Origin of the sequence: Desulfuromonas sp. (genome assembly GCF_002868845.1) — a bacterium.
GTDB lineage: Bacteria > Desulfobacterota > Desulfuromonadia > Desulfuromonadales > BM501 > BM501.
In genome coordinates this window covers 1-22,791 of the sequence record NZ_PKUB01000020.1, presented here as the reverse complement: position 1 = coordinate 22,791, position 22,791 = coordinate 1, and the positions used below count along the sequence as shown (strand labels likewise).

17 protein-coding genes and 1 pseudogene are annotated in these 22,791 nt (G+C 63.4%); 9 read left to right on the top strand and 9 right to left on the bottom strand.

Annotated elements, in window-relative coordinates; translation table 11 throughout:
- Window positions 1-298: 298 nt before the first annotated feature.
- The 4 genes from fusA to C0617_RS06100 form a co-directional block, all read right to left on the bottom strand.
- Window positions 299-2,368 carry an elongation factor G gene (gene fusA / locus C0617_RS06115; protein ID WP_291316130.1) on the bottom strand — a complete coding sequence of 690 codons (2,070 nt, stop codon included), beginning with the start codon at window positions 2,366-2,368 and terminating at the stop codon, window positions 299-301.
- Between the two features lie 44 nt (window positions 2,369-2,412).
- On the bottom strand, window positions 2,413-4,239 hold the full coding sequence (locus tag C0617_RS06110; protein WP_291316129.1) for a TIGR04442 family protein: 1,827 nt from the start codon (window positions 4,237-4,239) through the stop codon (window positions 2,413-2,415).
- Between the two features lie 67 nt (window positions 4,240-4,306).
- Complete coding sequence (locus C0617_RS06105) at window positions 4,307-5,128, bottom strand: GPMC system MBL fold metallohydrolase (RefSeq protein WP_291316128.1); 822 nt, start codon at window positions 5,126-5,128, stop codon at window positions 4,307-4,309.
- Window positions 5,125-7,500 (bottom strand): methyl-accepting chemotaxis protein, encoded by a 2,376-nt coding sequence (locus tag C0617_RS06100; RefSeq protein WP_291316127.1) that lies wholly within the window; start codon window positions 7,498-7,500, stop codon window positions 5,125-5,127. Before C0617_RS06100 ends, C0617_RS06105 begins: the two co-directional genes overlap by 4 nt.
- Window positions 7,501-7,855: 355 nt before the next feature.
- Between C0617_RS06100 and C0617_RS06095 the strand changes: the two genes are divergently transcribed.
- Window positions 7,856-8,149 carry a DUF1540 domain-containing protein gene (locus C0617_RS06095; RefSeq protein WP_291316126.1) on the top strand — a complete coding sequence of 98 codons (294 nt, stop codon included), beginning with the start codon at window positions 7,856-7,858 and terminating at the stop codon, window positions 8,147-8,149.
- A 137-nt stretch (window positions 8,150-8,286) separates the two neighbouring features.
- Here C0617_RS06095 and C0617_RS06090 read toward each other — a convergent pair whose 3' ends face one another.
- Window positions 8,287-8,610 carry a transcriptional regulator gene (locus C0617_RS06090; protein WP_291316125.1) on the bottom strand — a complete coding sequence of 108 codons (324 nt, stop codon included), beginning with the start codon at window positions 8,608-8,610 and terminating at the stop codon, window positions 8,287-8,289.
- Window positions 8,611-8,680: 70 nt separating this feature from the next.
- Between C0617_RS06090 and C0617_RS06085 the strand changes: the two genes are divergently transcribed.
- From C0617_RS06085 to C0617_RS06050, 8 genes are all read left to right on the top strand, one after another.
- The gene (locus C0617_RS06085) at window positions 8,681-9,124 is read left to right on the top strand and encodes a tetratricopeptide repeat protein (RefSeq protein ID WP_291316124.1); all 444 of its coding nucleotides are present in this window, start codon (window positions 8,681-8,683) and stop codon (window positions 9,122-9,124) included.
- A 46-nt stretch (window positions 9,125-9,170) separates the two neighbouring features.
- Complete coding sequence (locus C0617_RS06080; protein WP_291316123.1) at window positions 9,171-9,518, top strand: DUF3147 family protein; 348 nt, start codon at window positions 9,171-9,173, stop codon at window positions 9,516-9,518.
- A gap of 378 nt (window positions 9,519-9,896) precedes the next feature.
- Window positions 9,897-10,058 (top strand): hypothetical protein, encoded by a 162-nt coding sequence (locus C0617_RS06075; protein ID WP_291316122.1) that lies wholly within the window; start codon window positions 9,897-9,899, stop codon window positions 10,056-10,058.
- Window positions 10,059-10,104: 46 nt separating this feature from the next.
- Window positions 10,105-11,595: a leucyl aminopeptidase gene (locus tag C0617_RS06070; protein ID WP_291316121.1), complete on the top strand. Its 1,491-nt coding sequence runs from the start codon at window positions 10,105-10,107 to the stop codon at window positions 11,593-11,595.
- Between the two features lie 139 nt (window positions 11,596-11,734).
- Window positions 11,735-11,899 carry a hypothetical protein gene (locus C0617_RS06065; RefSeq protein WP_291316120.1) on the top strand — a complete coding sequence of 55 codons (165 nt, stop codon included), beginning with the start codon at window positions 11,735-11,737 and terminating at the stop codon, window positions 11,897-11,899.
- 203 nt (window positions 11,900-12,102) lie between these two features.
- Window positions 12,103-12,309 (top strand): cold shock domain-containing protein, encoded by a 207-nt coding sequence (locus C0617_RS06060; protein WP_291316119.1) that lies wholly within the window; start codon window positions 12,103-12,105, stop codon window positions 12,307-12,309.
- A gap of 193 nt (window positions 12,310-12,502) precedes the next feature.
- Complete coding sequence (gene ettA / locus C0617_RS06055) at window positions 12,503-14,182, top strand: energy-dependent translational throttle protein EttA (RefSeq protein WP_291316118.1); 1,680 nt, start codon at window positions 12,503-12,505, stop codon at window positions 14,180-14,182.
- Between the two features lie 22 nt (window positions 14,183-14,204).
- Entirely contained in the window at window positions 14,205-15,632 is a 1,428-nt protein-coding gene (locus tag C0617_RS06050) for an alpha/beta hydrolase (protein ID WP_291316117.1), read from the top strand.
- Window positions 15,633-15,725: 93 nt separating this feature from the next.
- On the opposite strand, the gene C0617_RS06045 is transcribed toward C0617_RS06050, so the two are convergent.
- The 4 genes and pseudogenes from C0617_RS06045 to C0617_RS06030 form a co-directional block, all read right to left on the bottom strand.
- A complete protein-coding gene (locus tag C0617_RS06045; RefSeq protein ID WP_291316116.1) occupies window positions 15,726-18,029 on the bottom strand; it encodes a serine protein kinase PrkA in 2,304 nt (767 codons plus the stop codon).
- A 26-nt stretch (window positions 18,030-18,055) separates the two neighbouring features.
- Window positions 18,056-19,696, bottom strand: coding sequence for a SpoVR family protein (locus tag C0617_RS06040; RefSeq protein ID WP_291316115.1), 1,641 nt, complete (start codon window positions 19,694-19,696; stop codon window positions 18,056-18,058).
- A 214-nt stretch (window positions 19,697-19,910) separates the two neighbouring features.
- Complete coding sequence (locus tag C0617_RS06035) at window positions 19,911-21,275, bottom strand: DUF444 family protein (protein ID WP_291316114.1); 1,365 nt, start codon at window positions 21,273-21,275, stop codon at window positions 19,911-19,913.
- Between the two features lie 35 nt (window positions 21,276-21,310).
- Window positions 21,311-22,791 (bottom strand): annotated as a pseudogene (locus tag C0617_RS06030) (serine protein kinase PrkA); the annotation flags it as partial.

Genomic DNA, 22,791 nt, shown 5'->3' with positions numbered 1-22,791 from the left:
ATCCCTCTTCTGGTAGTTCAATGAAAACGAAGGGAGTATGCCAGAAAGAAACCAAGAATTCAAATAAAAAAATATTACAATTGAATTAGGGTTGAGCGGATTTCGAAAGGGGAACTCGTGTCACCGGTGGTTGGTTGCAGCTGTGAATCCTGAGCTGTTTGGGTCCCTGCGAAGGCGCCGCCGATGTCGGCTTGGCCACGCGCCGACGCAGGCCTGGCCTGCGTTAAGTCGAGGAGGCGCAACGCAGAGAACGGGCGACAGGGCCAGAATTAAGGGATAGGATTAACCGCACGGGACACTAGGTCAGGCCGAAGCGCTTGAGGGTCTCGGGCGGGGCCTGATCGAAGCGGGCGAATTCCATGGTGAAGGTGCCGCGGCCCTTGGTGGCGCTGCGCAGTTCGGTCATGTAGCCGAACATCTCGGACAGGGGGATCTTGGCGCGAATGACCTCGGTGCCGTTGCCCGACTGCATCCCCTCCACCTGGGCCCGCTTCTGCGGCAGGGTGCCGAGTACTTTGCCGGCGTGTTCGGCCGGGACGGTTAGCTCCAGATCCATGACCGGCTCCAGGAGGGTCGGTGCGGCCTTTCGACAGGCCATGACCAGCCCGCGTTGGGCGGCCGCCCGCAGCCCGTTTTCGGTTGTGACGCCGGCCTGAAAGGGGGCCTCCGCCACCTCGATCTCCACGTCGGTGAGGTGGTAGCCGGCCAGGGGGCCGGCGACGCAGGCCTGCTCAAGGCTATGCCGCAGGGCGCTTCTCAGCTCCTCGGGCAGGTCCGGTTCGGCGCCCTCGGGCAGAGAGACGCGCAGGCCTTCGCCCCGGGGCAGGGGGCGCAGCCGGAGCAGGACTTCGCCGCCGTGGACCTTGCCCTCGGTCTCGCGGTGAAAGATCTCACGGCGTTCGACCTCCCTTTGCAGAGTTTCCCGGTAGACCACCTGGGGGCGTCCGGTCTTTACCTTGACACCGAACTCCCGGGCCAGTCGATCGCAAACCACCTCCAGGTGGAGTTCGCCCATTCCGGTCAGGAGGGTCTGGCCGGTCTCCTCGTCTTCGTGCACCCTGAAGGTGGGATCCTCCCACTGGAGCTTTTCCAGGCTCGGCGTCAGCTTCTCCCGGTCCTCCAGGCTTTGAGGCTCAACGGCCAGGGAGACCACCGGTTCGGGGACGGCGAGGCCGTCCAGAAGCAGGGGGTTCTCGGGGCTGCACAGGGTGTCGCCGGTGAGGGCCTCCTTGAGGCCGGCGGCGGCGACGATGGCGCCGGCCCGTCCCTCGTCGAGGCGCTCGCGTTTGTGGGAATGCATGAGGAACAGTCGGGCGACCTTTTCCTGGCAGCCGCGCGCAGGGTTGAGTACCGTGTCCCCGGGCCTGAGGACCCCCGAATAGATCCGCAGGTAGGTGAGCTTGCGCCCTTCGTCGGAGCGCACTTTGAAGGCCAGGGCGCAGAGGGGAGCGTTCGACTCGCAGGTTAACCGTTCTGGCGGATCTTCTCCGTCCGGACGCTTGGCGATCACCGGCGGGGCGTCAAGGGGGGAGGGGAGAAAGGCCCCTATCGCGTCTAGCAGGGGCTGCACCCCCTTGTTGCGCAGGGCCGACCCGAAAACGACGGGGAAGATCCGGCAGGCCAGAGTGCCGCGGCGCAGGGCGGCCTGAAGGCGCTCTCCGGCAATGTCTTTGCCCTCCAGGAAGTCGGCAAGGACCGTGTCGTCAAAATCGGCAGCCGCCTCCACGACCTTCTCCCGGGCGGCGCGCACCTTTTCTCGGAGTTCGGCTGGCACCGGGGCGCTTTGCACCGACGCCCCCTGGTCCTGCTCGGAGAAGGTGAGGAGGCGTTCGGAGAGCAGGTCGATCACCCCGGCGAAGTCCGCCTCGCTCCCGGTCGGCAGCTGCAGGGGCACGGCCCTGGCCCCGAGCTGCTCCTCCATCTGGACAAGCACCTTGCCGGGATCGGCTCCGATCCGGTCCATTTTGTTGACCAGGCAGACCCGCGGCACGCTGTAGCGGTCGGCCTGACGCCATACCGATTCGCTCTGGGGCTGCACCCCCTCGACCGCGCTGAAGATGGCCACTGCACCGTCGAGCACCCGCAACGACCGTTCGACCTCGATGGTGAAGTCGATGTGCCCGGGGGTGTCGATGAGATTGACCCACAAATCTTTCCAGCGGCAGGTGGTGGCGCTGGCGGTGATGGTGATGCCCCGTTCGCGCTCCTGCTCCATCCAGTCCATGGTGGCGAAACCGTCGTGGACCTCGCCCATTTTGTGGATCTCGCCGGTGTAGTACAGGATGCGCTCGGAGACCGTGGTCTTGCCGGCGTCGATGTGGGAGATGATGCCGATATTGCGGATGCTCTGGAGGGGCGGCTGGGTCATGGGCTGGCCCTTGTCTGGGGGTGAGAAAGCCGTGCCGGGCGCGGCTAGGCGCTGAGTCCCTGGCGGATCTGGTAGAGGTTCTCCAGGTCCAGATGGTTGAGCTCGAAGTATTCCCGCTCCAACTCCTCGACGTAGAAACGGTCCAGGCCGCTGTTGGCGAGGAAGTCCTCGCGCAGGGCGATGTCCCGGTCGGCGACGATGTCGGGCAGGAGGTTGTGCAGGTAGACCGCTTCCTTCTTGATGTGGACGACCACGTCCCTGAAGAGCCCGGGGGGGATATCCTCTCCGGGCAGGCCTTTCTGGGACAGCTCCTGGGCGACTTCGGCCCGTAGGGCCTCCTGCTCCGCCCGGGTGTTGTAGCGGGAGTAGAAGTTGCGGATGCGGTCCTTGACGTGGACCAGAAGGACCTGGTAGTGCCGCTCCTCATCTGCGATGGCGCTGAGCTGGCGCTGGAGGTCCTGCACTGTCAGGCGACCGTCTTCGATGGCGATAAGGCCTTTCTGGAGCTTCTCGATCTTGCGGCGGCCGAAGCGGCCGAGGTACTTGTCTTGATGGACGCAGGAGAAGAAGAGGGTTTCGAAAAGATCGGGGGCCAGCTCCGCGAAGGCCTTTTTGTTGCCCAGCAGGCTGCGGATCATCTCCTCGGAGATGGGGATGTTCTCCATGAAGGCGAGCTTGTTGATCTGCTCCGAGGTGTTGTCGAAGCGGTCGAAGTAGGTGACGATGGAGGAGAAGATTTCCAGCAGTGAGATGTCGGCACCGTCCCGGATCTTTTCATCGCAGGCCTTGCCGGTCTCGAGCAGGATCTGTTCGAAGGTGGCGTCCCGGTTCTCGCTTGCCCGCCGCTTGGCGAACAGGAGCTTGATCATGTCCTCCTGGTTGATGCTGGCGTCGATCTGGCTTTCGTGGAGGAAGATGCCCTCGAGGATCTGGCGGGTCACGCTGAGGTAGTCCTGCTCCTCCAATTCGACGAGATGGTCGTACTGGAGCATCTCGTCCAATGTGTAGAAGAGGGCGAAGGGGATCTTGTTGCGCACCGAGAGGGTCTTGAGGCGGGTCAGCCGGGCGTTTTCGAGCTTGTCGATCTTTCCCCTGCGGTGGCAGCCGATAAGGATGTTCTTGTATTCGTCGACGATGCGGCGGTTGTCCGCATTTTTGTACATGACGTCGATGCGGACCCGCTCTTGCTGGTAGTTGTCGACCTTCAGGCGCTCTGCCTGATTGCCCAGCGTCTCGAAATCGGGGTCTGGGATCGCCTTGTTGGCGAAATAAAGGTCGTGGAAAGCCTGCTGGTAGGCTTTGTGGCGCTTGTGGATGAGCTTGATGAGATGGAAAGAACTGCGGTGCCCGAGGAGGCCGAAGATCTCGTCGAGGAGCTCGGTCTCTTCTCCCTCCCCCACGTGGTTGCTGCGTTTGAGGGTCTTGCCGAGCAGGCGCAGGATTCCTTCCTGCTGCTCCTTCAGTCGTCCGGAGACCGAGCCGGTGAGGAAGAAGAAATAGTTGGTCAGGGCGTTGCCCCGGAAGAAAATCTGCTCGTAACTCTGGAAACCCCCGGTTTGGTCGGTGAACTGGAGCCTGCCGCTTTCCCGGTAGGTGGTGCCGTACAGGACCAGGCGGTTGCGTACGTCCCCCTTGGCCAGGTCGGCGAGGGGCTGGTCGACGCCGAACATGTATTCGCAGAAGGTCCCGCCGTTGCCCCGGTGGCGAATCCCGTCGGGCCCGAGCACCAGTTCGTTGCCGGGGGAGAAGAAGCGCAGCCGGTCGCCCGCCACGTCGTAGAAGTGGCAGCCGAACGCATCCCGTGCCGCAGCGGTGGCAAAGAATTCGATGGTGTCGTTGAGGTGGCCGTGGAGCCGGATTTCCTGATGCATGGGACGCGTTCCCGATAAAGGTTTCCAAGTTTAAAGCGAAAACGGTCTGAAATTCAAGCGACTTTCGTCAGTTCCCAGCGGCGGCTTTCGGGGTGTCTTTCCCCGCGGCGTCCAGGAGCAGGCTCAGACTCTGTCCGTCCCGGGCCAGTTCCACCCCGGGGGGAAGGTCCGGGGCGTGGCGGGGATAGTCGACATCGTGGCTCAGGTGGGTGAGCAGGGTCCGTTTCGGGGCGAGGGCTTCGGCGACCTTCAGGGCCTGGGCGATGGTGAAGTGGGTGGCGTGGGGGCGGAACCTCAGGGCGTCGATAACCAGGGCTTCGAGGCCTCCCAGGAGGTCCCAGGATGATTTCGGGATGGCGCTGCAGTCGGCGAGATAGGCGAAGGGCCCGATCCGGTAGCCGAGGCACTGCCCGCTGCCGTGGCGCAGCGGGAGGGGCTCGATGGGCAGGCCGAACAGTCGGAAGGGAGCGCTCGCCTCGCGGGTCTCCAGGCGGGGGCGGTACCCCGGTTCCGCGCCGGCATCGAAGATGTAGGAGAATCTGCGGCGCAGGGTGGCGATGGTTTCGGCCGAACCGTAGACGGCGATGGCCGGTTCTCCCCGGCGATTGAAGGGCCGCAGGTCGTCGATGCCGTGGACATGGTCGGCGTGAGTGTGGGTGAAGAGGACCGCGTCGATGCGGGTGATGCCCTCGCGCAACGCCTGCTGGCGCAGGTCGGTGGATGCGTCGATGAGGATGTTTCTGCCGGCGAAGGAGAGCAGGGCGCTGCACCGGGTGCGGGAGTTCTCCGGCAGTCCGGAGGTGCAGACGGCGCAGGAGCAGCCCGGTACGGGAACCACGGTGCTGGTCCCTGCGCCGAGAATGGTGACTGTCAAGCGCTCGGGACTCATGCCTTGAAGGCGCCGACCTCCTCCTCGAGGGTGGTGGTCTGGTTGGAGAGGAGGTCCACCACTTGGTCCATTTCGGCGGTGCGCGAGGCGTTGCTCTCGGCGATGCTGCGGATGCTGGAGACCGCTTGGACCACCTGACTGCTGCGCTGGGTCTGCTCCCGGGTGGCCGCATCGATGCGCTCGATCATGGTGCGGATCCGCTCCATGTTGGCGTTGATCTGGCGACTGCCCTTGGTCTGCTCGCCGGTGCTGAGTTTGACCTGGGAGGCGATTTCCTTCATTGACTCGGAGGCCAGGGCGAGCTGCCGGGTTCCGTCGGTCTGCTGCTTGATGGCGGTGGCGATCTGTCCCAGCATGGCCGAAACCTGATTGATGGAGTCGGTGATCTGGCGGCTGCCCCGTGCCTGCTCCTGGGTGGCCCGGACGATGCTGCGCACCTGCTCGCTCGACTTGACGGTGCTGATGTGAATCTTCTCCAGGGCTCCCCCGGCGGCCTGGGAGCGGCTCACTTCCTGGTGCACCCGTTCGCTGCCGGCCTTCATGGTCGCCACCGCCTCCCGGGTGCCGGTCTGCAGGTTGTTGATGATCGAGCCGATCTCCCGGGTGGAGACGGCGGTGCGGTCGGCCAGTTCGCGGATTTCGTCTGCGACCACCGCGAAGCCCTTGCCGTGCTCGCCGGCCTGGGCCGCGATGATGGCGGCGTTGAGGGCCAGCAGGCTGGTCTGGTCGGCCACATCGTCGATGACGGTGAGGATCTTGCCGATGGCGTTGGACTGGTTGCCCAGTTCCTGGATGACGGTGCAGGCGCGATCGACGGTTTCGCGGATGGCCCCGATGCCGGCGATCGTGGCGTCCACCGCTTCCTTGCCCTTGCGCGCGTCCTCGGTGGCCTCTTCGGAGAGGCGGTTGGTTATCTCGGCGTTCTCCTCGACCTCCTTGATGGAGGCGTCCATCTCGATGATGGAGGAGGCGGTCGATTCGGTGGCGGCGGAGAGGTGGTCCACGTTCTCGGCGACCTGGTGGCTCGTGATCGACATTTCGCTGATTGAGCTGGAGACTTCCTCGACGGTGGCGAAGAGCTTTTCCATCTGCGAGGCGATCTCTTCGATGGTGGCCCCCAGCTCCAGGGTCGCCGAGGAGCTCTCCTCGGAGGCGTCGACGAGGGAGCTGGTGCTCTCGGCGATGCCGCTCACCGCCCCGTCGATGCCCTGGATGGCCCGGAAGGACTCCTCCAGGGCCTGGGCCTGGCGCACCGCCCCGTCGTTGACCTCGGCCGAGGAACGGCGGATCTTGTCCGTCGCCTCCACCAGGCCGTTGGAGACCTTGCGGGTGCGTTGGACCATGTCCCGCTGCCGCGCTACGAAGCGGTTGAAGTTCCCGGCGAGTTCGCCCACCTCGTCCCGGGATGTCACTTCCAGGGACTTGGTCAGGTCGGCCTCTCCCTCGGCAATTCCCTTGAGGTTTTCCACGACCTCCGCCAGGGGACGGGTGATTTGCCCGGCGATGGTGATGCCGATCAGGGTTGCCACGAGGCCTGCTGCGGCCAGGATCCCGAAGAGGGCCTGACTCATGCGGTTGCGGGCGTAAATTAGTTCTGAGCGGTTGAGGGCCATGAGCGCGCCGCGCTTGGCCCCGCCGAGGGAGTTGGTGAACAGGGCATGGGAGACGCCTTCGAGTTCGGCCTCGCGCTGGTCGCCGGAGAGGACTTTCGAGATGTCGACGGAGGCCAGTCCAGCGACCGTCGAGGCGATGACGCCGCTTCCATCGAAAAAGGCGATTTCCGCCCCGCTGCCCGACTTGACCTTGTTGGCAAAACCTTCGTCGAGAAAGGTGACCCCGACGAGGTGGCCGACCGTCTCGTCGTCAAGGTAGACCGGGGTGGCGGCAACGATGGAGAAGCGGGTGTCGAATTCCCCGACCTCGAAATAGAAATCCCCTTCCAGGCTCGCTTCGACCACGGGATGGTCAATGCCGGAGACCTGGGGAAGGTCGTTCCCGGGCAGAGACCTCAGCATGATCTTTCCCTCCCGGTCCAGGACTTCCAGAAGGTCGAAGTTGTAGCGCTTGTGGGCCTCGTCGGCCACCCCCTGCAGGGGGGCGGTCAGGCCCGTATCGGCGGCCTCTCTGACCGCCTCGGACACGCCTTCCTTGACTGCCAGGAGCTGGATGTAGTTGCCCTGCTCCAGTTGGGCGTAGGTGGTTGTGCGCTCCACGAAGTTGGCGACGTCATTGGTGCGCCGTTCCATGGCTCCTTCCATCTGCTGATTGGAGAGGTAGGAGACGATGAGAAGGGTGGCGGCCACCGGGATGACCGAGAGGATGACCAGCGGAAGCAGGATTTTCCAGCGCAGGCTGAACCTCTTGTATATCATAAGCACCTTCTTGGTTGGGTATTGTCGGATCGAAGCAGGGCAGGCAGGGACCCCTGATGCTCCCGGGTAAAATAGCATCAGCAGGCAAGGGTTGACAACAGTTAATCCTTGCAGCCTCTCGGGGAATGCATCACGAAGTTCTCCGCTACCATCGCCTTTCTCTTCTCTTTTCGGCCATCGGGTGCGGTTAATTTATATCTGCCTGAGCCTTGGCCTCTCTCTGCGACCTTTTCCGAGGAGTTTTTCCGGGAGGGGTCGCTGAGAAGACTTCGCCCCCCCCTTTCTTGACAACGGTCGGGGACCTGTTAGCTTGATTTCAAGGGACGCTTCTGCTCCGGGAAAGAGAGATGCCACCATGCCCATGAATATGCCCAAAGTCACCGACTGTTCGGTTTCCGACTGTGCCTACAACGACAAGCACGCCTGTCACGCCATGGCTATTACTGTGGGGGAGAAGCCCAGTGAGCCGGTCTGCGACACCTATTTTCAGTCATCCATCCACGGCGGAGTGAGGGACATGAACGCCGGGGTCGGAGCCTGCAAATCCTATGACTGCCAGCACAACACGGATTTCGAGTGCATGGCCCCCAATGTCCACATCGCCATGAAAGGCAGCCAGCCGGACTGCCTCGATTTCGAGCCCCGCTGATTCGATTCAACCCTAGGCGGAGCAGAAGCCTCTTGCTGTCTCTGACGGCGCAAATTCGAAGTAAAAGACCAGTCACTGGCCCCGCGGAGGAGGATCCTCCCGGGGTTTTTTGCGGCCACTTTCGGAGGAGGCAGGGGCTAGTCGATGGTGAAGAGCGGCTGGCTGATGGTTTCGGCGCGGCAGAGGGGGCACTTGCCCGGCCTTTTCAGGCGTTCCCGCTTGCGGAACACGAAGCCGCACTGCCGGCAGGCGGCGGGAGTGATTCGAAGTTGCCGGGGGGCGTTGCGAAGGGTATGCTGGACGTGCTCCAGGTGGACGAAGACCTCCTTTTCGGCAATGCCGAGGGCCGCCGAGATCTCCATGGAGTTCAGGGACTGCTTTTCCAGCAGGTCGAGGAGCTGCCTGCGGAGGGTGTCCCTTCGCAGGGGCGGAACCGTTGCGGGCTTCGGCTTGGTTTCCATGGGGGCCTTCCTAGGGTAAGATTGTAATGCGTCTTTGGTGCCATTATACAGCAGGAGGCGACGGCCAACCATGATTCTTCAGGAGCAGCAGAGTGAAGCCGCCAAGGGGATTGCAGCGGCCAATCGGGGAGAGACTCTGCTTGCTCTGGTCCACCTGGAGAAGGTCGCAGCCCAGCACCTCTCCCCCTCGGCGGCCTCCACCCTCGGCTATTGCCTGGCCAAAGAGCGCCGCCAGATGCAGAAGGCCGTTCAGCTCTGCACCGAAGCCATGCGCCGGGAGCCGAACAACGCCCTCCATCATTTCAACCTGGGGCGGGTTTACCTGCTGGCCGGGCAGAAGGAGAAGGCCATCAAGACTTTCCGGCGCGGTCTGAAGCGGGGACGCAACCCCCGGATCGTGGCGGCGCTGAAGCAGCTCGGCCTCCGCGATGAGCCGATCGTACACTTTCTGGATCGGGAACACCCGCTGAACAAGTACCTCGGCTTGGTATGCAAAAAGCTGGGGCTGAGATGAGGTTTCTGCCGGGGAGGCCGCCTCTTTGCGGCGGAGCGGCGTTTTCATGTATTTTTTTCTCAAAGTCGTAATCTCCGCACTGGTGATCGCCGGGGTGTCCGAAGTGGCCCGGCGCCACACCCCCCTGGCGGCCATTCTCGCCTCCCTTCCCCTGACCTCCATCCTGGCCCTGCTCTGGCTTTACCACGACACCCTGGACATCCAGGTGGTCAGCGACCTGACCGGGCAGATCTTCTGGGCCCTGCTGCCGTCGCTCCTCTTTTTCCTGATCCTTCCACGGCTGCTGCGGGGAGGGATGCCCTTTGTCCCGGCCCTTCTTTTAGCCGTTCTATTGATGGTGTGCGCCTACGCCCTTTATGCCGGGGTGCTGAAGAGGCTCGGGGTCGATCTTTAAAGAGATGATTGAAAAGGGGGGCGATGCGGGCTAGACTTTGATTTCATGAGTCCTTCTTTCCCCAGCTGTCCTTCTCCCCATCCGCGAGATGGCGGCCGTTTGAGCCGGCGGGTCGTGTTGCCGACCGTCTGGGCAGAGGGCGTGGGCCCAGCCTGGCCGGTCGAATCTCCCAGCCCGGCGGGGCGACCGGGGGGCTGGCCGCTTTTATGCGGCGCCTCGCCAGGCCTCTCTCTGAAAGGTACCGACTTGCGGAGCAGGTTCCGGAAAATCTGATTCGCCGCTACGGTTCCCGCACCCCCCCCGGCTTCTCTCCCTGCTGGAGCGAGAGTCCGACCTGAGCCGCCCCTCGCCGAAGGCTCGTCCCTGCTGGCGGTGCAGGTGGCCTACGCCGTCGATTTCGCGTTGGCCCGCACCCCGGAGGACGTGCTGCGCGGCGTACCTCCCCGGCCCTGGAGGGGGCGGGGGGTGAGCGAACTCGATGGCGTGGTTCGGAGCGTGGCCGACCGCCTTCACGCCGGGCCCGAACAATGCCGCAATTGATGGGAACGTTACCGAAGCAAATATCCCACCCAGGAAAGGACCACCGATGGATATCAAGGTCAAAAAGGCCGATCCGCTGAAACAGAAAACCCCCTGCCTGGTTCTGGCGGTTTATGAAGGCAAGCTCGCCACGTCCTTGCTCAAGGATCTTGACAGGGCCCTGGGGGGGGCTCTCGGCCGGGCCGGGCGGGCGGGGGAGTTCGCCGGAAAGCATCGGCAGACCCTGATGCTGCATGGCGGCCCCGCACTTGCCGCCGAGCGGGTTCTGCTGGTGGGGCTCGGAAAAGAGAAGGGGTCGGGGTTTGAGCATCTGCGCCAGGCCGCGGGGACTGCGGGCACCTTTCTGCAGGAGCGCAAAATTACCGGTTTATCGGTGGGGCTGGAGTCCTTCGCCGTGCGCGGAGACAGCCCCGAGAGAAGGGCGCAGGCGGTGACCGAGGGGCTTCTGCTGGGCACCTACCGCTTCGACCGCTACCGCAAGGAGAAGGCCGAAGAACTGCCCCCCTCCCTCAAACAGATTAATCTCCTGACAGGGGACCAGGCCCAGGCCCGCGAGAGCCGCAAGGGGGTGGAGAATGCACAGGCCATCTGCCGGGGAGTCGCTTTGGCCCGCGACCTGGTCAACGAGCCGGGCAACGTCAAGGCGCCCGAATACCTTGCCCAGTGCGCCCGGGACCTGGCCCGGGAGGCGGGCCTGGGGTGTACGGTTCTCGGGCCCCGGGAGGTGGAGGAGGAAGGGTTCGGGGCGATGCTCGGGGTGGCTCAGGGCAGCGTCCGGGAGCCGCGGCTCATCGTCCTGGAGTACCGGGGCGGCAACGGAGACGCCAGTCCCATCGCCTTGGTGGGCAAGGGCGTGACCTTCGATGCCGGGGGGATCTCCCTCAAACCGGCCGAGAAGATGGACGAGATGAAAATGGACATGGCGGGGGCTGCGGCGGTTCTCGGCACTCTGCTGGCGGCCTCCCTTCTGAAACTGCCGGTCAACCTCGTGGGGATCGTCCCCGCGGTGGAGAACATGCCTTCGGGAAGCGCCATCCGTCCCGGGGATATTTTGACCTCCCTCTCCGGGCGAACCATTGAGGTGCTCAACACCGATGCCGAGGGGCGGCTCATCCTGGCCGACGCCCTGACCTATGCGAAGCGTTTCAACCCCCGGGTGGTCATCGACCTGGCGACCCTCACCGGAGCCTGCATTATCGCTCTCGGCCATCACGCCACCGCCGTGCTGGGCAACCACAAGGGGTTGGTCAGGCAGCTGGTGCGGGCCGGGGGGGAGTGCGGAGAGCGGCTCTGGGAGCTCCCCCTCTGGGACGATTACGCGGCCCAGCTCAAAAGCGAAGTGGCCGACGTCAAGAACATCGGCGGCCGGCCGGCAGGCACGATCACGGCGGCGGCATTCCTGCAGAAATTCGCTTCCGACTTCACCTGGGCGCATCTTGACATCGCCGGGACGGCCTGGGAGGAGAAGGGGCGGGCCTATATCCCCAGGGGGGGGACCGGCGTCGGGGTCCGACTGCTGCTGGAGTACCTGAAATAGGCCCTTGGCTGGGAGCGGGGTCGCGGCTCTCCTTGACCGGAGCGTCCTTTGTGGTAGATTTCATGGCATGACAGTGATTTTCTCATGAAGGTGTGCCGACCTGCCGGAAGAAGAGGGCGGGGAACGAGAAGGAGGCTGTTTGCTCAGGTACTGTGCATGGTGCGGTGAATACCAGGGGGCCACGTCAGCCAAGGGACACCAGATCCGCAAGAACGTGTGCGAACTCGACACCGCTACGATTTGCCCTTCCTGCATGGATCGACTGAGGCGGGAAGTGTCCGAGGGGCCGGCCCAGCAGGTCTGAGGAAAAGGGCGGGACCGGGGACCGAATGTCAGGGAATGGGCCTGTCTGGGGAGGCTTGTCCTCTTTTTTTGTCCGAATCCCAATAAAAGTATGAATTTTTTAACAAGATTGGTTGATTTTTTTTGACAACCCGATAAAAATATGGAAGGCAAAGGTTTCCGGGGCTCCCGGGGTATGTAGGTGTTTTATCAAGACAGGAGAGGATGATGACGACGAAGGGTACTGTGAAGTTGTTCAATGATGCTAAAGGTTTCGGTTTTATTCAGCAGGAGGAGGGGCCCGACGTATTTGTGCACTTTTCCGCTATCGACATGGACGGGTTCAAGACCCTGGCCGAGGGGGACGAAGTCGCCTTCACAATCATCGACGGGCCCAAGGGGCCCCAGGCCCAGAACGTGAATCGTCACTGAGCGATATTTCAGTTTCAAAAGGAAAAGGCCCCGCCACCCGGCGGGGCCTTTTTTCATTCCGGCGCAGGGGCTTGGCCGTTGCCTTCCTGTGCAGGATTTCCCCTTGGCGCAGGGTGCTAAAACAAGGTAAGATCGTTGGCCCGGAGCGCACCCCGCCCGGGCCACGAAACATCTACCGGAGGGATCAAAGACGATGAGCAGCGAGGGCAACAAGATCATCTATTCGATGATGCGGGTCAGCAAAAACTACGACAAAAAGCCGGTTATCAGGGATATTTCCCTGTCCTACTTCTACGGCGCCAAGATCGGTGTGCTCGGCCTCAACGGTTCCGGCAAGAGTTCTTTGCTGCGCATCATGGCCGGGGTGGACAAGGAGGTCAACGGCGAAGCGGTCCTCTCCGCCGGCTACAGCGTCGGTTTCCTGGAGCAGGAGCCGCTGGTGGACGTCGACAAGACCGTGCGCCAGGTGGTCGAGGAGGGGGTTCAGGAGACCGTCGATCTTCTTCAGGAGTTCGAGCAGATCAATCTTCAGTTCGCCGAGCCGATGAGCGACGACGAGATGGCCAAGCTCTGCGACCGCCAGGCGGCCGTGCAGGAGAAACTCGACGCCCTCGACGCCTGGGACCTCGACAGCCGCCTCGAGATGGCCATGGACGCCCTGCGCTGCCCGCCGGGTGACGCCTCCGTCGAGGTCCTCTCCGGGGGGGAGCGGCGCCGGGTGGCCCTGTGCCGGCTACTGCTGCAGAAACCGGACATCCTGCTCCTCGACGAGCCGACCAACCACCTCGACGCCGAGAGCGTGGCCTGGCTCGAGCATCACCTGCAGCAGTACCCCGGCACCGTCATTGCCGTCACCCACGATCGCTATTTCCTCGACAACGTCGCCGGCTGGATTCTCGAACTCGATCGCGGCCACGGCATTCCCTGGAAGGGTAACTACTCCTCCTGGCTCGAGCAGAAGCAGGAGCGGCTGCGCCGCGAGGAGAAGGCCGAGGGGGCCCGGCAGAAGACGCTGGAGCGGGAGCTTGAGTGGATCCGCATGAGCCCCAAGGGGCGCCACGCCAAGAGCCAGGCCCGCATTACCGCTTATGAGAACCTTGTTTCCCAGGAAAATGAAAAGCAGGGCAGGGATCTCGAGCTCTTTATCCCGCCGGGGCCGCGCCTTGGCAACGTGGTTATCGAGGCGCAGGGTGTGGCCAAGGCCTTCGGCGACAAGCTCCTCTTCGAGGACCTCGGTTTCCGTTTGCCCCCCGGCGGCATCGTCGGCGTCATCGGCCCCAACGGCGCCGGCAAGACGACCCTTTTCCGCCTCATTACCGGACAGGAGCAGGCCGATGTCGGGGCCTTTCGAACCGGCGAGACGGTCCGGCTGGCCTATGTCGACCAGGGCCGTGAGCTTGACCCGGGCAAGACCATCTGGGAAGAGATCACCGGGGGACAGGAACAGATCGAGCTCGGCCGGCAGTTGGTCAATTCCCGCGGCTACGTGTCCCGCTTCAACTTTTCGGGAAGCGACCAGCAAAAAAGGGTGGGGATGCTCTCCGGCGGCGAACGCAACCGGGTCCATCTGGCCAAAATGCTTCGCGAGGGGGCCAATGTCATTCTCCTCGACGAACCGACCAACGACCTGGACGTCAACACCATGCGCGCGCTGGAGGAGGGCCTGGAGAACTTCGGCGGCTGCGCGGTCGTCATCAGCCACGACCGCTGGTTTCTCGACCGCATCGCCACCCACATCCTCGCCTTCGAGGGGGACAGTAAGGTGGTGTGGTTCGAAGGCAACTATTCCGAGTACGAGGCCGACCGAAGGAAGCGTCTCGGCGCCGAAGCCGACCGGCCTCATCGCATCAAGTACCGGCAACTGACCCGCTAGTGCGGGCGGGGAGGGGGCTTTCGTGACCGGGGAAGGCGGCCAGGCTCGGCGGTTTGTTCTTTGCATTCTCTGGGCCCTCGGGCTTCTCTTCGGGATCTCCGTCGGCCCTGGGCATGCGGGCGGGCAGGTCTCTGTCCCGAAGCCTTTCCCGCAGCCGGACGGCTTCTCCGTCGGGGTTCGCGAGGAACTGGTCCGGGAGCCGGTCTTCGGGGGCCATGTCCTGATCCGCGAAGCGGGGGATGGGCAGCGGGGGACGATCGTTTTGATCCACGGCGTCGGCGATGAGGGGTCGGCGGTTTTGGACGGGCTCCTTCCCGTCCTCGCTCGGGACTACCGGGTTGTCGCCTGCGACCTTCCCGGCTTCGGCCGCTCCAGCAAGGCGAATCTCCTCTACAGCCCCGAGCGCTACACGGCTTTTTTGCGATGGCTGGTCGCGAGCCGGGTGCAGGGACCCTATGTGGTGGTCGGCCATTCCCTCGGGGGGGCTTTAGCTCTTCATTTTGCGGCGACCCGGCCGGAGGGGCTGCAGCGCCTGGTGCTGGTAAACGTGGCGGGGATACTGCACCGCACCGCCCTGACCCGGTTCATGATCCATCTCAAGATCGGGAAGCTTCAGGATCGGGAGGCGATGCCGGCCCCCCTGGCCTGGCTGGGGCGGCTCTTCGGCAAGCTGGTCGAGAAGATGCCCGAGCCTCCTGTCGACCTCGATGCTGTCCTGGAGCGGGAATCCCTGCGCGAAAAGGTTCTCGGCGGCGATCCGGCCAAGATCGCCGGACTGGCCCTGGTTCAGGCCAACTTCGCCCCGGTGCTGGAGAGGGTCTCCGTGCCGAGCTACCTCCTTTGGGGTGAGGATGACCGGGTTGCGCCACTGCGCACCGGCCGCCTCCTTGCCGCCCGCCTGCCGGAAGCCCGCCTGAAGGTGATTCCCGGCGGCGGTCATGTGCCCATGACCCTCCGGCCCGCTCTCTTCGAAGAGGCCCTGCGGGGTGCTCTCTCCGCTCCTTTTCGCGAACCTGATCAGAAGGAGATTCCCGGAGATCGGGTGGGGCTTTGCCGCGACCAGGAAGCGATTACCTTTACCGGTTCCTACCGGCGCATCGAGGTGGAGCGTTGTCGGAAGGTGCGCCTGGTCGGCGTGGCGGCCGCCGAGGTGAAGATTCTCGGTTCGGAGGTGTCCATCGAAAACAGTCGGATCGTCGGCGAGGGAGTGGGGCTGGCGGTGACCGGTTCCAGGGTCACCGCGACCGCGCTCGACATCCGGTCGGACGTGGGCATCGAGTCCTCTGCCAGCACCCTTGACCTGGCCGGAGTCCGGATCGAGGCCGCCTCCCGGGCCGTGCGGGGGCTGCGCCCCTCGCGCCTGCTTTTCTCCGTCAGCCGGGTCGATAGTCCCGATTACGAGGCCTATTTTCACGGTCCCTGGGAGGTCTCCTCCCGCCAGCCCCTCTGATGAAGCGGATTCCGAAAATAGAGATGCCGAGCGGGCGCCCACGGGCGCCCGCTCGGCGTTTGGGCGTTTGCCCTGCAGGGGGGGGCACGCCGTTCAGATGTCCGAAAAGGCTCGGGCGAGATCGTTGTCGATGACGTAGATGCAGACAGCCTGGGCCCCGGCCTTTGTGTAGCGGAAGCGGCTGCAGAGGTTGCCGATCAGGAAGGTGACGTCGTCGCGGATCTTCTTGTCGTAGGTCTTGAAGGCGGGCTTGTCGAGGTCCCTGACCGCCCGGCGGAAGTTCTCGTTGGCGAGGAAGGGATCGAGGACCTTCTCCTTGAGGTGGTGGACGTACTGCTCGTGCAGGCTCCCGAAGAGCCGCGTCTCGGCGACGGCCCTGCCTTCGGCGAGGATCTCCTGGGTGATGGTGCGCGAGGTGTACTCCCGCTGGGTGTCGGTCCGGAAGGCGATGCGGGCCTCATCCGAGGTCCCCTCTCCGAGGAGCTTGACCTCGATGCCGCGCAGGAAGTTATCATCGATAGAGAGCTGCTCCCCGGTGAATTCGCAGCGGGCGACGGTGCCCGGTTCGAAGTTGACGGCGAAGAGGTAGTTTTGGATCTCCCGCGAGATCCGTTCTTCGTTGAAGTAGTAGAGGGCCTCCTTGACTTCCTGGAGGACGGTGTAGTTGTACATCTGCAGCAGGGAGTCGAGCAGTCCCATGGGAAGTTGCTCCCCGAGTTCGGAGCGCATCCGGGTGAAGTACGAGCGCAGCATCGACATGGTGATCAGCTTGCGGGATTTGCCGAAGGAGGAATAGAGGTCGTTGAATATCTTGATGGCGTCTCGGCCGGAGAGTCCGCGGGCTCCTTCGGCCTCCGATTCGCCGATGATGCGCCGGCGCCGCTTGGCGGTGAGCCGTTTGCGGTCTTCCGCGGTGAGCCATTCGGGGATGTGCCCGGTGTAGATCTCCATCTTCAGCAGCAGCAGGTTGGGGTCGCAGAAGAGCCGGTATTTGCCCGGATCGAGAATCCACTCCTCCATGGCCGGCGATCTCGGTTCGAGGCGGGTGGAGATGATCAGGCGGGCGAAGTTGTGGAGCACCCGGGGCAGGAAGCTTTCGTCGAGTTGGCGGCCGAAGATGTTGCGGTAGATCTGGACCTCGGTGTTCAGGTCGAGGACGTAGGGGATCTTGATGTATTCCACCCGGTCGAGGAAGGAGCGCAGGCCCTCGATGTTCTTCTGGTCCTCGGGGTTCATCACCGCCAGCAGCAGCGAGTTGACGTTCTCCTCGATGTCTTCAACCTTGTGAACCCCTTCGCTGATGATGTTGTGCAGTTCGATGAGGCGATCGACGTTGTGGGACTTGATGTCCATGAGGGCGTAGATGCCGTTGTTGGTCCGGGCATAGCGGGAGGAGAGATAGCGCACCAGGCTGCTGTCCCTGAGCAGGTCGTTGATGCGGTTCTGCAGGATCTCGTTGTGCAGCACCGTCTTCTCCGGCGGGGTGTCGCCCGGGCTGAAGACGCTGATCCCCTGGCCGAGGCGCCGGTTGAAGCGGTAGCGGCGGGCGTAGAGCATGGCGAAGACCTGTTCGGGCTTGCCGAGGCGGTTGAGCAGGGCCTGGAAGATCGAGGAGCAGATGGTGCAGGGTTTGTCCTTGAAGACCCACTCGTATTCCTTGGCGGTGAAGAGGCGCCATTTGCTCTCGTCGTTCTTGAACAGGTCGTCGAAGAAGGCCCGGCGGTAGTCCTTGGGGACGACCAGCATCGGGTTGTCGTGGCTCGGGCAGGGGACTTCGATGAAGTCCTCGTTGGCGAGGAGGGATTTCTTGGCCTCGAGGATTTCGGCCTGGTTGAATTCGTAGTCGTCGAGGAGTTGCCCCAGTTTGTCGAGGAAGCGGTTGGTCTCGCCCGGCGCGATGCTGGCCAGGCTTCGCCTGTCGAGGCGCCAGACCGCCTCGAAGCGCACCCCCTCCTCGGTGTTGGCGTAGGTTTCGAACTTGCGCAGCAGGTTGTTGAGGAAGGTGCTCTTGCCGCAGCCGTGGGGGCCTTCGAAGATGTAGATCTTGTTCTGCTGGGCGCCCCGCTGGAGGGATTCCACCAGGTTGATGAGCCGGTTGGCGAAGAGCCGGTCGGCGAAGAAGGGGTTGTCCACGTCCTCGACGAAGAGCCGGGAGCTGTCGTAGTTGACGTAGTGGATCGACTCGGGGTCGCTGCTGTACTCGTCGGGGCCCTCGGCGACATAGTTTTTGACCATGTCGTGGAAGACCTGGAAGACGTTGCGCATGACCGCCGCGGGGTTGTCCGCCATGACTTTCAGTAATGCGTCGAAGGGGATGGCGGCCTGGTGCTCCCGGGCCTTGAGGTGGCGGTTGACGTTGCGCAGGGCTTTGCTGATGTTGTCCCCGGCTGCGGCCATACGATTCTCTCTCCTTCGGCTTCCCGCTAAAGGGGGCGGCTGGTCAGTTCGCGGTTTTCCATGGTGTACAGCATTTTTCGCCAGCTCAGGGGCGGTCTCTCGGGTTCTCCGGAGCCGCGCCCGAAGGGCTCTTCGCGCGCAACGGTCGGCTCCGCAGGTTCGTTCGTTTCGAGGTGGACCGGGCCGCCCCAGAGGTATTCGATCCCGAGCATGGTGTTGGCGATGTACTCTTTGAGCAGGGGCTTCTCCTCGAACCGGTGGACCAGGTAAAGGCTGCCTTCGGTCCTTTGGTCCGGGGAGACGGTGATGCTCGGGGGGTGGTAGAGGGTGTCGAAGATCATCTGCCGGTAGTCCTCGGCTTTGCGGCTCTTGACCAGGTATTCCCAGGTCATGCGCGCCTGGTTGAGGCGCTTCTCGGCGACGAACAGGTTGTGGCGGCAGACGAAATCCTGGTCGACGAAGGTGTTGAGAAAGGTGAAGTCGCTGAAATCCTCCCGCACCGAGAAAATGAAGTCCCTGCCGTTGGCGCTGCCGTCGTCGTAGGCGTCCCGCTCCGTCTGCATGCGCTGCCGCTCGAAGGACAGGCCGTAGCGACCCTTGTCGGCCATCTCCTCGATGTGGTGGAAGAGTCGCATGCCGAGGGCGTAGGGGTTGAGCCCCACCCGGGGCATGGAGGTGACCCAGGCGTTGACCCGGGCGAAATCGACCTCGTGTCCCCGGATGCGGTCGTCCTCCATGAAGAGCTTCTCGTGCCAGTAGCTCGACCACCCCTCGTTCATGATCTTGGTGCGGATCTGGGGCTGGAAGTAGAGGGAGGTCTTGCGCACCACATGGATCACCGACAGCATCCACTTGTTCTCGTCCCGGTTGAGGAACTCCGAGTGGTCCATGAGGAACTGCAGCAGGTCGACGCTGCGGGGGGGGCTGCGCCGGCGCTCCTTCTGGTAGACCGCCTCGAATTCGGGGTAGCGTCTGGCCACCTCGGAGAAGAAGCTCTGCCCCGCGGCCTTGCCGTCACGCTTGAGGCAGTCGTTGTAGCTGGCGATCTCCTTGAGATACTCGCTCCCCCTGACCTGCTTGATCCGCTGCAGGAAGACGTCGAAGTAGTAGTCAAGGCGCCGGGTTTGCCGGTCCGCCGGGCCGGGTCGCAACTGCTCCGAGAGCTCCCGGTAGTAGCCGACCAGGTTGTCGATGCCGCGGGCGAACTCGATGACGTAGTCGACCCAGCGGCCCTTCTCCGAGCGCAGCCTGGCGATGAGGCGCTTGTCCGCCAGGGCCTGCCCCGTCAGGTCGAAATCCCAGGTGTGGCGGAAGAAGAGGTTGTTCTGGAAGAAGTCGATGTGGCCGAGGACGTGGTAGAAAATCATCACGTTGAGCCAGTCGGGGTTGTTGTCGTTGTAGAAGGAGATGGCCGGACGGGTGTTGATGACCGTCTCGTAGGGATTGCCGGGGTAGAGCTCGTAGCGGCCCTTCTCCTTGAGCACCTCCACGTCGTGGACCCAGTAGTCGTAGAGGGTGGGGATCATGTACTTGGGGGTGAGTTCGAGCAGGTCGCGGTTGGTGACGATGTACTCCAGGGTCTCGTCCCCGAAGCGCAGTCCCGCCGCCCGCGCCCGCGCCTTGCAGCCCTCCATGATGCCCTTGGTATGTTGGTCGATCAGTTCCATAGACGGTGGAAGCGGTCTTTTTGAAGCATCTCCGCGTCAGTTTTCAAAGTGCCTTCGTGCGGCGTACCGATGTACGCCTCCTCGGCACTTTTCAACTTCCTTGACCTGCTCCAAAAATCCTCGCTTCTTCAACTCTCCTGCGGGTTATAGAATCGTTCCTGACTCCTGACTCCTGACTCCTGACTCCTGACTCCTGACTCCTGACTCCTGACTTTCAACCGATCAGCTTCTTGATCCCCTCGATGAGGCGCGGCTCCCCGGAGGCCTCGTCCATGCTGTCGAGGCGGACCAGGTCGGACTTGGTCTCGAGCAGGCCCGACTTCTTCATGTATCTTTCCACCTCGGTGTTGCCGCTGGAGGTGTAGCTGTGCTCGGCGATGGTGATGCCGACCCGGCTGGCGTAGCGCAGCATTTTTTCGACCTGGGGCAGGGTGTGCTTCCCCTCCGAGTCCCAGTCGTCGCCGTCGGTGCCGTGGAAGACGTAGATGTTGTAGTCGGCGGCGAGGCCCTCCTTGTCGACGATCTCGTTGACGAGGGAGAAGGCGCTGGACACCTGGGTGCCGCCGGCCACGGTGGAGTTGTAGTAGGTTTGAAAGTCGGGGACCTCCCGTGCCTCGGTGTCGTGGAGGATGAAGCGGGTCTCCACCTGGCGGTCGTACTGGTAGAGAAGCCAGCTGAAGATCAGCACGTGCTGGGTGACGACGAGGTCGGTGGCCTTGCCTCCCATGGAGCCCGAATAGTCGCGCAGGAAGAAGACGATCGCCTGGGCCTCCATCTCCCTCTCCCGGGAGAGGATGCGGTAGACCTTGTCGTCGGGGGCGATGAGGAAGCGGGTGGGGTCGATGTCGCTCGTGTCGGGAAGGTTGCCGAGGGAGATGTTGGTCTCCAGGATGCGGCGCAGGGTGGCCTTCTTGTCGAGGAGTTGGCCGAAGCCGCGGTTGCGGTCGGTCAGTTCGTAGGTGAAGCGGGTCAGGGAGCGCTTCTTGCCTTTCTCCTTGAGGTTGGGCAGCTCGAACTTCTCGGTGAGGATTCTGCCGAGGTCGTAGGCGCTGGCCTCCACCTCGTGGGCGCCGCCTTCTCCCTGACCGGCCCCCTCGCCTCCTTCCCCCCCCTCGGGGCGCACCGGCGTCTCGCCGATGACCTCCCCCTCCTCGCCCTCGCCCGATCCCCCGGAGGAGGTCCCTTCGCCGGGAGGGGCGAAGCTGGGGTCGTGGATGAATTTTTCCTCCACCGTGGTCGGGACGACCACGACCTTGTCCTTGCCGCTTCGGCCCGGCTTGATCATCCGGCCGACCCGGACCTTGCGGGGGAAGCCGTCCTCTTCCCGCTGTCTGTCCCGCTCGAGCAGTTCGTCGATGGAGCGGATGTGGGTGACGTAGGGGCCCGCTTCCGGGGACATCCGCTGCATCATCATCAGATCGCCGAAGCCGTAGAACTCCGGCGCGGGCCGTGGGGGAGGCGGGCCGGGCAGGCCGTGACGGTCCTCGCAGCGCAATTCCCGGAGAATCCTCTCCTCCCGCTCCGCGCTCAGGCCCTGTTTTTTCAGTTTTTTATAGAGTTCAAGCAGCTTCGGGTCCATGCCTTACCGTCGGGTCAAAGGAGGTGTCCGGGTGATTACCCCTCATCCTCCTGGGTGCAGAAGTATTCGATGGTCTTCTGGGAGCAGGTGCGGCAGTAGCCGAGCTTGTCGAGCATGGTGGTGATCATGCGGTCGTAGAGTTTCTGGTTCTCCTCGTTGGTGCGGTTGGCCAGCGCCCCGACCAGGCTCCCGGCGCCGGCGATGTCGCTTTTCAGGCGCACGTCGGTGACCGCCTTGACCAGCTCCAGATTGTCCATGAAGTCGTAGTTGGGATCGACGGAGATCTTCTGCCCGTAGATCTTGCGGATGGTGGTGCGGAAGGTCTCGCGCTGTTCCTTGGTCTTCAGGCCGATCCGCTCTTCGACGTTGCGCACGAAGCGCTCGTCGATCTTGAGGGCCCTCAACTCTCCCGTCTGGGGATCTTTGTACTTCCACATCAGATTGGGGCCGAGGTTCTCGGCGTCGATGCCGATGATCATGTTGACGTAGTTCATCACGTCCTTGCGGATGGCCAGCGGCTCGTCCATATAGGCGTTGAACATCTCGGTCATGATCCGCTCGCGGTAAAGCCCCTTGGCGATCTTGAGGTCCTCCAGGTACTTGGCCCGGTCGCCAGCGTCGGGGACGTAGTCGAGGACGATGCGCTCCAGGGCGGCGAAGACGTCGAGGGCGACCATGCAGCGCCCCTCGTTGGTCTCGCTGCTCTCCACCATCAGCTGGATGGCCCGGCCCAGGTTGCGCTGTCCGAGGCCCTTCTGGCCGAAGCGCTTGATGATGTCCGGGTCCTGGCTGAGGGTGTCGATGACCTCGGCCAGGGTCTTGAGGCTCTTCTCGCCGGCCACCTCGCCGGCGGCCAGTTTCATCGTCTCGACCGGCGTCAGCTTCTCCGAGCGGGGCAGGCGCGACAGGACCACCGCAACCGAGGCGGCGTAGTTGAGGTTGGGGTCTTGGTGCAGGTCCTCCTGACTGAGGGTGGTCTTGGTATCCGAGCCGATGGCATAAACGGTCAGCTCATTCTGGCGCGTGTAGTCGGTGTTGTGGGCAACGTAGCAGATGCGGCAGCGGTCGATGATCGGCGCCTCCTCCTTTTCGGAGAGGAAGCGGTTGAACTCGGCGTTGTTGCTGGTGGCGATGATCAGGGTGTCGATCGGCCAGCGGTAGCCGTCGATCTCGATGACCCGGTTCTGGATGACGCCGAGGTAGACCTGGACCAGGTCCTTCTTGTTTTTGTAGATCTCGTCCGAGAAGTGGATGCCGCCGCCGGCCACCCGGGCCAGCGCCCCGCGCCGCAGGTCGAAGCGGTAGGGGTTGTTGGTGTCGGCGATGTGCAGCAGGCGCTGGATCGATTCTTCGCCGAGCAGGTCGATGGCCGAGGAGGTGATCTTGTCCTTCGCCGCATACTTGCCGGTCACCGTACCGAGGCTCTCGGTCAGGGGCACCGGGATGATCTACACGAACTGAAGCATCGCCTCCGGCTTGCCGCCGGTAAAGTTGCGGATGTCGTTCCAGATGTAGC